Genomic DNA, 10,399 nt, shown 5'->3' with positions numbered 1-10,399 from the left:
CCGGAGGTCGTCGGACAGCGGAGCGGTACCGGAATGTCAGACGGCGGGCTTGCGGAACTGCTCGATCAGCGCCGCGTAGCCGCTCTCGGCGTGGCCGGCGGCCACCGAGCGGTCCACGAGGGCCTTGAAGAAGCGGGGCATCTCGGCGTTGATGCCCAGCGTCTCGCTCTCCTCGGCGAGGTGCTCCAGCGCGTCCTGGTGGACCGTCATGGTGGCGTCGCCGGCCGGGTACTTGCCCTCGTCGATCTGCGGCGCGTACGCCGTCACGTACTCGGTGACCACGTTGATCATCGTGTTGGCCAGCGGGGCGAAGGTGGTGGCCTTCACCTCGGCGGTGCCCAGCAGGGCGGCGCCGTGCAGGAAGCCGTTCAGGATGCCCCACATGATGCCCAGCAGCGACATGTCGTAGAGCGCCGACAGACCGTGGTCGGTGTCCAGGTACGTGGTGCCCGCGGCGCCCAGCGCGCGCAGCGTCGCCTCGTGCTCGTCGAAGGCCGCCTTCGGGCCGCTGTACAGCAGCACGGCGGCGTCGGTGGCGATGTCCGGCGGGATCGCCATGATGGCGCCGTCGAGGTAGGTGATCTCCTTGTCCGCCGCCCACTCGGCGGTCTCCCGGGCCTGCGTCGAGGTGCCCGTCGTCAGGTTCACCAGGACCTTGCCCTTGAGCGCGCCGGCCAGCGGGTCGAGCAGCTCACGCACGGCGGTGTAGTCCGTGACGCAGACGACGACCAGCGGGCTCGCCGCGATCGCGTCCGCGGTCGAACCGGCGAGGGCGGCGCCCTCGCCGACGAGCTGGTCGGCCTTGGCGGCCGTGCGGTTCCACACGGTGGTGGGGTGCCCCGCCTTGAGGAAAGCAGCGGCTAATGCCTGGCCCATCAGGCCCAGGCCGATGACCGACACCGGTGCTTGGGCTGCCTTGGTGTTCGACATTGCGTACTCCCGTTCCGTTCACGCTGTTGTTTGCATGGTTTGCATCTCGGCGGTGGTCAACCCACTGCCAGCACCCTCGCACCGCCGGGACGGCGGCGGACAGTGGCAGAAGTGCCGACATTCGCAAAATTCCTGCCGTAGCCTTGAGGGCATGAATCCTGGGTCTGTCGCCATCGCTCTGGTCAACGACACGGACATGCAGGTCTGCGAGGTCTACGAGACGGCCATCGCCTTCGCGGTGTTCGGCGATCCCCAGCCGGATCTCGCCGACCCCTGGTACGACCTGCGGGTCTGTTCCGTCTCCGGCTCCACCTCCCGTACGGCGGCGCGGGGTTTCTCCGTCCGCACCGAGCACGGCGTCGAGGACCTCGTCACCGCCGACACCGTGATCGTCCCCTCGGTGCCGGACGCCGTCGTCTCCCGGGGGGAGCCGCTCCCGGACGAGTTCGTCGACGCGCTGCGCCGCGCCTACGACGCAGGCGCCCGCATGGTCTCCCTGTGCACCGGAGCGTTCGCACTCGCTCAGGCGGGGCTCCTCGACGGCCGCCGGGCCGCCGCGCACTGGCTGAACACGGCCGACCTGGCCAAGCGTTACCCCGAGGTGGAGGTCGACGACTCGGTCCTGTACGTGGACGAGGGCCGGGTCCTCACCAGCGCCGGCATGACGGCCGGTCTCGACCTGTGTCTGCACCTCGTGCGCCGCGACCTCGGTGCCCATGTGGCCAACCAGTTGGCGCGCCGTCTGGTGGTCTCCGGGCATCGGCCCGGCGGCCAGGCCCAGTTCGTGGACCTCTCCGTCCCGGTCACCGACGACGACAGCCTCGGCCCCGTCATGGACTGGGCCGCCCGCCACCTCGACCAGCCGCTCACCGTCGACGGCCTGGCCAAGCGGGCCGGGATGAGCACCCGGACGTTCTTCCGGCGGCTCCAGGCGGCCACCGGGATGACCCCGCTCAAGTGGCTGCTCAACCAGCGGCTCTCGCATGCGCAGACCCTGCTGGAGACGACCGACCTGCCGATCGAGCGGGTCAGCGAGTTCAGCGGCCTGGGTACGGCCGCCAACCTCCGCCGCCACTTCACCCTGCACGTCGGAGTCACCCCCACGGACTACCGCCAGTCCTTCGGAGCGGTCCCGGCCCGCCGCCGCAAGGCCCTGGCGAACGGGGGTGTCTGAACCGGCAGGCCGCGCGGGGCCCGGTCGACCCCGCGCGGCCCGGTGCTACGCGTCGGCGGTGCGGGGCCCGCTGACGCCGTACGGGTTGTCGATGACGTAACGCCAGTTGCCGTCCTCGCCGCGCTGGAGGACGTCCACGGCGACGCCCTCCAGATGCTCGGGCCTGCCGTCGGCGTCCTTGGTCTCCATCGACCACTCGACGATCAGCATCGCCGTGTCACCGGTCACAAGGGTCTGCAGCACCTTCGCGTCGACGGTCGGGCCGTACGACATGAACTCCTTGACACGGTCCCGCCGGGCCTGCCCCGTCAGGGGCTTGCCCGGGTCCCACACGCCGACGGCGTCCTCGGTGTACATCGAGTTGACGGCGTCCGCGTCACCGGAGTTGAACGCCTCGCCGAACAGCTCCTGATGCGTCTCGATGTCGCTCGACAAATACTTGTCGTGCTTTCCGCTGGCCATGATGAGCCGCTCCATTCATTCCCCACGGGGGAGTTGGACGAGTGTCTGACAGATGGACATCGGGCGGATTGGGCATCGCGCCGCGCATTTCGCCCCGTTGAACGCTACTGGCCGCCCGGAACGACCGGGCCACACCCCGGTAACCGCCCCTGACCAGCGGTGAAGAGCGGCCGATTACCGCGCCGAGACCGCGTCCCAGTCGGTCTCGGCGACGTATTCGGCGAAATCCCGGGGCGCCCGTCCGAGGGCACGGCGCACACCGTCGGAGAGATAGGCGGTCGCGCCGTCACGAATGGTGTCGAAGATCTCGTTCATGAAATCCGCGAAATCCCGTGCGTAGCCCCGCCGGACAAGATGCCCGGCGTACTCCTCCCGGCTCACCACGACCGGGCGGACCTTCCGCCCCGACGCCTCGGCGATCAGCTCGACGCACTCGACGAACGTCATCAGCCGCGGCCCCGAGAGCCCGTAGAGCTCGCCCTCGTGGCCGTCCTCGGTGAGCGCGGCCACCGCGACGGCCGCGATGTCCTCGGCGTCCACGAACGGTTCGACCCCCTGCCCGTCCGGCAGCACCACCTCGCCGGCGGCCACGTCCGGGAACAGCAGCCGGTCCTCGCTGAAGTTCTGCGCGAACCACGTCGGCCGCAGGATCGTCCAGCCCACCCCCGACTCCCGCACCACGCGCTCGGCGGTGAACCTCTCCTCGTCGTGCGCCCACTGCTCCAGCGTGCGCGCGGACAGGTACACCAGGCGCCGGACGCCCCGCCGCGTGGCGAACGAGGTGAAGTCCGCGAGCAGTTCGGCCGCCCGGGCCCCCTGCTCGTCCACCACATAGACCGCCTCGACGCCCTCCACGGCGTCCGCCCAGGTCTCCTTGTCCCACCAGTCGAAGCGCTGCGGGCCCGAGCGGGCGGCCACTCTGGCCGTACGTCCGCGCTCGGTCAGCTGCCGGGCCACCCGGCGGCCGGTCTTGCCCGTGCCGCCGAGTACCAGAACGGGTGTGTCGTTCATGTCACCTGCCATAGAAACGAAGCGAAAGGGTCGGTGGAAACGAAGCGGAAGGGTCGGTCGGGCCCGGCGTTCAGCGGGGCTCGGTGAGCAGCGACGCCTCCTGCGAGGCCGCGTGTACGGCCGCCTGGATCTCGGGGGTGGCGAGCGCCTCCGGCGGGTCGACCAGGAAGACGACGCGCGCGTAGGCGGTCAGGAGGGAGTGGTCGCGCGTGGCCGCCTCCAGGAGCCGGCCGACGTACGCCTGCTCCTCCCGCCACTCCTCGGTGCGCTCGCCCTCGACTCCCGGGAAGGCGAGGTCGGCGCCGGTCGTCATCGACCAGACGGCGTCCACGGCCCGCTCGGCGAGGTCGGCGAAGTACTCGTCGGCACACGGCGCGCCCGGGCGGGCCACATGGTCGCGCAGGACGGTGGCACCGAGGGCGGCGACGGTCATGCCCTGCCCGTAGACCGGGTTGAAGCTGCACACCGCGTCGCCGAGGACGAGCAGCCCGGCCGGGAACGACGGCATCAGCTCGTAGCGGCGGCGCAGATTCGCCGGGAAGCGGTACGCCACCGGTTCGCCCAGCGGCTCGTGGTCCCGGACCGTGTCGTGGATGTCAGGCCCCGACAGCGACTTCAGGAACGCGAGGAACCCCTCGGAGTCGGCCGGCGGATAGTCACCGAGGAAGCCGTAGGCCGTCACCACCGTGCGACCGCCCTCGATGGTGGCGCAGATCGCGCCGCGCCCGGTCTCCGGGGAGGCCACCACGTCGATGGAGATGTCGTCGGCCATCAGCTCGGGCGGCAGCCGGTAGTACTGCGTCGTATAGCCCACGGAGATCCTGAGCCGGTCCTCCTCGACCTCCGGGTAGCCCAGCTCCGTCAGCCACGCGGGCGTCCGGGAGCGGCGCCCCGACGCGTCCACCACCAGGTCGGCGGCCAGCTCGTACGACAGACCGTCCTCGACCACCGACACCCCGACGACCGTCTTGTCGTCGCCCGACGTCAGCAGACCGGTGATGTCGTTCCGCTGCCGGAACCGTACGTTCGGCAGCGCCCGCACCCGGGCCCGGACCCGCTGCTCCAGATGCGGTCGGCTCATCGACAGCAGCAGCATGTCCGAGTGGGGCTGCGGCATCCGCCGCCCCTCCATGACCCAGCGCACATTGCCGGTGACGTCACCGGTCACGGCCCCGGTGGAGATCAGCTCGTCGGTGACGCCGGGCAGCAGCTCCTCGATGATGTGCCGGCCACGGGCCAGCAGGGCGTGGACGTGGTTGCCCTGCGGCACGCCCTTCCTGGGCCGGTCGTCGTCGGTGAGCTCGTCCCGGTCCACGACGACCACTTCGTCGTACGCGTCCGCGAGCACGCGCGCCGCCAGCAGCCCGGCCATGCTCGCGCCCATGACGATCGCGCGGTTTCGATCAGCTGTCCCCACGGTTGTCGCTCCTCCAAGGTGTGGAATTCGAAAGCTGTGCGGTTGGGCCGAGGGCTCACGCGTCCGGCTTCGGGAAGTAGCCGGCGCGCACGAAGAACCCCGCGTACTTCTCGAACAGTTCGGGGCCGATCTCCGGGCACTCGATGCCGGTGCCGGCCAGCGCGCGTTCCGTGTCCGACACGTCCAGCGGCGGGTAGGTGGCCCTGCCGTCGCCCGCCATCAGGGCCTCGAAGGCGTCGAGCAGCGGGATCAGCGCGTTGTCGCGGTCGGCGCGCACCCGCTCCCGCCAGGTGTCCCAGTCCAGTTCGGGCAGCTCGTAGCCGTACGACCGCAGATGTGCGACGAAGTCGGCGAAGGCCTGGCGCTGCTCGTTGAAGAGGTGGAACGTGCCGCCCGCGGCCTCCTCCTTCGCCGCGAGGGTGGTGATCGTCCCGCTGACGTAGTCCACCGGCACCATGTGGAAGGCCCCGGCGAGCCGGTCGGGCACCGCGCCCGTCTGGATGAGGCCCTTGAGGCTCAGCCAGACGAAGTCCCGGGTCTGGCAGGCACCGGCCCGCTGGTCGCCGCAGACCACGTCCACCCGGTACACGGAGACCGGCAGCCCACGGTCCCGGGCGATGCCGATGACCTGCTCGGCGACCCACTTGCTCTGCAGATAGCCGTTCCACAGCGCCTCGGCGGGACCCGTCGGGTCGGTCACCTTGGCCGGTACGTCCTCGGCACCGGCCTCCGGCGCGGGAAAGACACCGCTCGTCGAGACATGGTGCACCGGCACGGTGCGGTGCCGGGCGGCCAGCCGCAGCACCTCCCGCGTCCCGGCCACGTTGGACTGCCGCAGCTCGGTGTACGGCCGCAGCCAGCTCACCGTCGCACCGGCGTGGTACACGACGTCGACGAAGCGGGCCAGATCGTCGAACTCGTCCTCGCCCAGCCCCAGTCGGGGTGCGGCGAGGTCCCCGACGACGACCGAGACCCGGTCCAGGTCGACCTCGTCCAGGACCTCGTACCACTCCAGGTTCGCGCGCAGCCGCCGCTCCGCGTCCGCCTGGTCGGCGCCGCGTACGAGGCAGTGCACACGGGCCGTGGTCGAGCGCATCAGATCGCGCAGCAGGAACGCCCCGAGGAATCCGGTGGCGCCGGTCAGCAGGATCTCGCGGGGGTCGACGGCGACCCGGATCAGCTCGTCGGCGGGCCGTATGTCGTCGTCGAGACACACCTCGGCGGCGAAGTCCACGGTGGTGGGGGCCGGGGCCGCCGTCTTCTCCTCGGGTGCCGTGGTGAGCAGTTCGGCGCACAGATGCTTCGTCAGCGCGGCCGGCGTGGGGTGCTCGAACACCACCGAGGCCGACAGCCGCAGGCCCGTCGCCGAACTGAGCCGGTTGCGCAGCTCGACCGAGACGAGCGAGTCGAAGCCGAGCTCGGAGAAGAGCCGGTCCGCGCCGACGGCGGCCGTGTCGCGGTGACCGAGCACGAGGGCGACCTCACCGCGTACGAACTCGAACACGGCCTCCTGCCGCCGCTCCTCCGACAGCCCCTCCAGCCGCTGTGCCAGCGACCGCGTCGGTACGGCGCCGTCGTGGGCGGACGGGCGGGCCGTCGCCCGTGCCAGGGCGCCGAACACGAGCGGGACCTGGTCCGGGCGGGCGCGCAGGGCGGACACGTCGATGGGGGTGGCCACGAGCGTCGGCCGGTCCAGACGCAGCGCGGCGTCCAGGAGGCCGGGGCCGTCCTCCTCGGTCACCGGCAGCAGACCGGTGCGGGCGATCCGCTTGCGGTCGGCCTCGCTCAGGGCGCCGCCCATGCCGCCCGCCGCGTCCCACAGACCCCACGCCAGCGAGGTCGCGGGCAGACCGCGGGCGGCGCGATGCTCGGCGAGGGCGTCGAGGAAGGTGTTGGCGGCGGCGTAGTTGGCCTGGCCGGGACCGCCCACGAGACCCGCGACGGACGAGAACAGCACGAACGCCGACAGATCATGACCGAGCGTCAGCTCGTGCAGATGCCACGCCGCGTCCACCTTGGGCCGCAGTACGGCCGCCAGCCGGTCGGGGGTCAGATCCGGGACCAGTCCGTCGTCGTTCACACCGGCCGTGTGCACGACCCCGGTGAGCGGGTGCTCCGCCGGGACGGTCGCCAGCAGGGCGCCGAGTGCGTCCCGGTCGGCCAGGTCACAGGCGGTGATCATCACCTTGGCGCCCAGCTCGGCCAGCTCGTCGGCGAGTTCGGCCGCGCCGGGGGCCGCCGGCCCGCTGCGGCTGACGAGCAGCAGGTGGGACACGCCGTGCTCCCGGACGAGATGACGGGCGAAGCGGGCCCCGAGCGCGCCGGTGCCGCCGGTGACCAGGACCGTGCCGCCGGGGCGCCAAGGACTCGGGGAGGACAGTCCGGGCGCCGTCTCCTCGGTTGTCGGGGAGGAGAGTCCGGGCGCCGTCTCGTCGGTCGTCGGGGAGGAGAGTCCGGGCGTCGGTTCGTCGGTCGTCGGGGACAGCCGGGCCACGCGCGGTACGAACACCGTGCCGCCGCGCACCGCGGCCTGGGGTTCACCGGAGGCGACGATCGAGGGCAGGGCCTCGGCCGACGCCGGGTCGTCGTCCAGGTCGACCAGGACGATCCGGCCGGGCATCTCCGACTGGGCCGAGCGCAGCAGCCCCCAGACCGGCGCGGCGACCAGATCGGTCACACCGGCCCGCAGGTCGGTGCCCCTGCCGGTGGACACCGCGCCCCGGGTCACCACGACCAGCGGGGTCTCGGCGGACCGGTCGTCCGACGGCCACGACTTGACGAGGGCCAGCGCCCGCCGCGTGGCGTCCTGAGCCCGGGCCGCCACGTCACCGCCCGGCGCGAACAGGAACGGGGCGAGCAGCGCGTCGAACGCGACCGGTGAGTCCAGGGCCGCGTCGATGTCGGTGAACCGCCGGACGTCGCCGAAACCGAGGTCGCCGCCGCCGGTGTCCAGTACGGCCAGCGCGGCGTGCTCCCAGGCCGCCGGAACGACCGGGTTCCAGGCGACCCGGAACAGGGAGTCCTGCGGACGCGACCGGGCCGTGGCGACGGCGCCCTCGTCGACGGGGCGGGCGACGGCGGCGGCGATCGACGCGACCGGCCGCCCCGACGGGTCGGCGAGCCGTACCGCCCAGCCGCCGTCGGCGCCGGGAGTCATCCGCACCCGGACCGCCGAGGCGCCGACCGTGTGCAGCCGGACCCCGCGCAACTCCACGAAGACCCCCGGCCGCCCCACGCCCGCGATCAGCGCGGTGCCGTGCAGGGCGGCCTCCAGCAGCGCCGGATGCAGCCCGTACCCATCGGTGTCGGCGTCCTCGTCCAGGGCGACCTCGGCGAACAGCTCACCGCCGCGCCGCCAGACCGCCGAGAGCGCCTTCCCCGCGGGTCCGGCAACCCGACCGCCCGCCACCGGCTCCGGGCGGACGGGCCCGGGAGAAGAACCGGCTGCCGCCGGGTCCTCGTGTGCGGCTCCACGGGGCGGGCTTGCCGCTGGGTTCTTGTGTGCCGTTCCGTGGGGCGATCGGGTCGCTGCCGGGTCTTCGTACGTGGTTCCCCGGGGCGGGCTTGCTGCCGGGTCCTCGTATGCCGTCCTGCGGGGTGACCGGGGCGCCGCCTGCTCCTCGGGGGCCGGATACAGCGTCTCCGCCCCCGTCGGTGGCCATGGCCCCAGCTCGAACGGGGTCTCCCGGCCGCCGGGGGTCAGCGTGCCCGACGCGCAGGTGGTCCATGTCGGGTGGTCCTCGTCGGCGCCGGTGTGCACGGTGAACGCGCGGGTGCCCTTGTCGTCCGGGGGGCCGACGGTGAGCTGGAGCCGGAGGAGGGAGCGTTCGGGGAGCACGATCGGGCGGCTCACCCGCAGCTCGTCCACGACCGTGCAGCCGACCTCGTCGGCCGCCCGGACCACCATGTCCAGCAGGGCGGACACGGGGAGCATCGGCTCGCCGTGCACGGTGTGGTCCGCGAGCCACGGGGCCGAGCGGGCCGAGAGCCGGGCGGTGAGGACCATCTCGTCGCGGCCGGCGATCTCGACGGCCGAGTCCAGCAACGGGTGGTCGGCCGCGCCACCGGAGCGCCCCGACGCCGTGGCGGGGCCGGGCTCCAGCCAGTACCGCTTCCGCTGGAACGCGTACGTCGGCAGGTCCGCCCGCCGCCGGGCCCCGGCCGGGGCGAAGAACGCCGGCCAGTCGACGGCCACCCCGGCGCTCCACAGCCGTCCCAGGGCCGACACCACGGCCACGGGCTCGGGCGACCCGGACCGTACGGCCGCCACGGGGGTCACCGTGCCGAGGCCGGACACACAGTCGTCGACCATCGCCGTGAGCACCCCGGCCGGGCCCAGCTCCAATGTGGTGGTCACCTGGCGCGCGGCGAGGGTGCGGACCGCGTCGACGAACCGGACGGGCTGTCGTACCTGCTCGATCCAGTACTCCGGCGAGCACAGTTCCGCCTCGGTGGCGATCCGGCCGGTGACCGTGGACACCAGCGGGATCTCGGGCGCGCTCAGCGTCACGCCCCGTACGACCCGGCCGAACTCCTCCAGCATCGGGTCCATGCGCGGGGAGTGGAACGCGTGGCTGACCACCAGCCGCTTGGTCGCGCGGCCCCAGGAGCGGACCGCGGACGTGATCTCGCCGACCGCGTCCTCGTCGCCCGACACCACCGTGGCGGACGGGCCGTTGAGCGCGGCGATGCCCACCCGGCCCTCGGCGTGGGCGAGCAGCGGCTCGACCTCGTCGGCCGTGGCCTGGAGCGCCACCATCGCCCCGCCCCTCGGCAGCGCCTGCATCAGCCGGCCCCGGGCGGTGACCACGGCCGCCGCGTCCGCGAGCGTCAGGACGCCCGCCACATGCGCGGCGGACAGCTCGCCGACGGAGTGTCCGGCGAGGAGGTCGGGCCGTACGCCCCATGACTCGAACAGACGGAACAGCGCCACCTCGACGGCGAACAGCGCCGGCTGCGCGTACCCCGTCTCGTCCAGCCCGTCGCCCGATGCGATCACCTCGCGCAGCGGGCGGTCCAGATGACGGTCCACCTGGGCGCACACCTCGTCGAACGCCGACGCGAACACCGGGAAGGCGGCGCGCAGTTCGAGGCCCATGGCGGCGCGCTGGCTGCCCTGGCCGGTGAACAGGAAGCCCAGCCTGCCCGTGCTCGTCGCGCCGCGCGGCAGCGCCGGGTCCGACTCGGCCGGGGTGAACGCGCGCAGGGCGGCCAGCAGTTCCTCGCGGTCGGCGCCCACCACCACGGCCCGGTGTTCGAGCCCGGCCCGGGTGGTCGCCAGCGCGTGGCCCACGTCCTCGGCCGACAGCTCCGGGCGCCGCTCGACGAACCCGACCAGCCGCTCGGCCTGCGCCCGGAGTGCACCGGCGGTTCTGGCGGACAGGGGCCAGGGGACGGCGGGGAGC

6 protein-coding genes are annotated in these 10,399 nt (G+C 72.9%); 1 reads left to right on the top strand and 5 read right to left on the bottom strand.

From position 1 onward, the window contains the following. Positions 1–36 precede the first annotated feature (36 nt). On the bottom strand, positions 37–930 hold the full coding sequence (locus STRIP9103_RS35775; protein ID WP_009330409.1) for an NAD(P)-dependent oxidoreductase: 894 nt from the start codon (positions 928–930) through the stop codon (positions 37–39). Positions 931–1,081: 151 nt separating this feature from the next. Here STRIP9103_RS35775 and STRIP9103_RS35770 point away from each other — a divergent pair, with 151 nt between their 5' ends. After that, complete coding sequence (locus STRIP9103_RS35770) at positions 1,082–2,104, top strand: helix-turn-helix domain-containing protein (RefSeq protein ID WP_009330410.1); 1,023 nt, start codon at positions 1,082–1,084, stop codon at positions 2,102–2,104. A gap of 45 nt (positions 2,105–2,149) precedes the next feature. On the opposite strand, the gene STRIP9103_RS35765 is transcribed toward STRIP9103_RS35770, so the two are convergent. The 4 genes from STRIP9103_RS35765 to STRIP9103_RS50295 all read right to left on the bottom strand — a co-directional run. Next, on the bottom strand, positions 2,150–2,566 hold the full coding sequence (locus tag STRIP9103_RS35765; protein ID WP_048821590.1) for a YybH family protein: 417 nt from the start codon (positions 2,564–2,566) through the stop codon (positions 2,150–2,152). Positions 2,567–2,740: 174 nt separating this feature from the next. Continuing rightward, the gene (locus STRIP9103_RS35760) at positions 2,741–3,577 is read right to left on the bottom strand and encodes an NAD(P)H-binding protein (protein WP_009330407.1); all 837 of its coding nucleotides are present in this window, start codon (positions 3,575–3,577) and stop codon (positions 2,741–2,743) included. A 70-nt stretch (positions 3,578–3,647) separates the two neighbouring features. Continuing rightward, positions 3,648–4,994, bottom strand: coding sequence for an FAD-dependent oxidoreductase (locus STRIP9103_RS35755; protein ID WP_009330406.1), 1,347 nt, complete (start codon positions 4,992–4,994; stop codon positions 3,648–3,650). Between the two features lie 55 nt (positions 4,995–5,049). Further along, the coding region (locus STRIP9103_RS50295; RefSeq protein WP_048821587.1) for a thioester reductase domain-containing protein at positions 5,050–10,399 on the bottom strand (5,350 nt) is incomplete at its 5' end.

The organism is Streptomyces ipomoeae 91-03 (assembly GCF_000317595.1).
GTDB lineage: Bacteria > Actinomycetota > Actinomycetes > Streptomycetales > Streptomycetaceae > Streptomyces > Streptomyces ipomoeae.
The sequence above is the reverse complement of the archived record's forward strand: the minus strand, read 5'-3'. Positions and strand labels throughout refer to the sequence as shown.

Coding starts and splice junctions, on each gene's coding strand:
- STRIP9103_RS35775 (WP_009330409.1), bottom strand. CDS start 930: ATGTCGAACACCAAGGCAGCCCAAGCACCGGTGTCGGTCATCGGCCTG.
- STRIP9103_RS35760 (WP_009330407.1), bottom strand. CDS start 3,577: ATGAACGACACACCCGTTCTGGTACTCGGCGGCACGGGCAAGACCGGC.
- STRIP9103_RS35765 (WP_048821590.1), bottom strand. CDS start 2,566: ATGGCCAGCGGAAAGCACGACAAGTATTTGTCGAGCGACATCGAGACG.
- STRIP9103_RS35770 (WP_009330410.1), top strand. CDS start 1,082: ATGAATCCTGGGTCTGTCGCCATCGCTCTGGTCAACGACACGGACATG.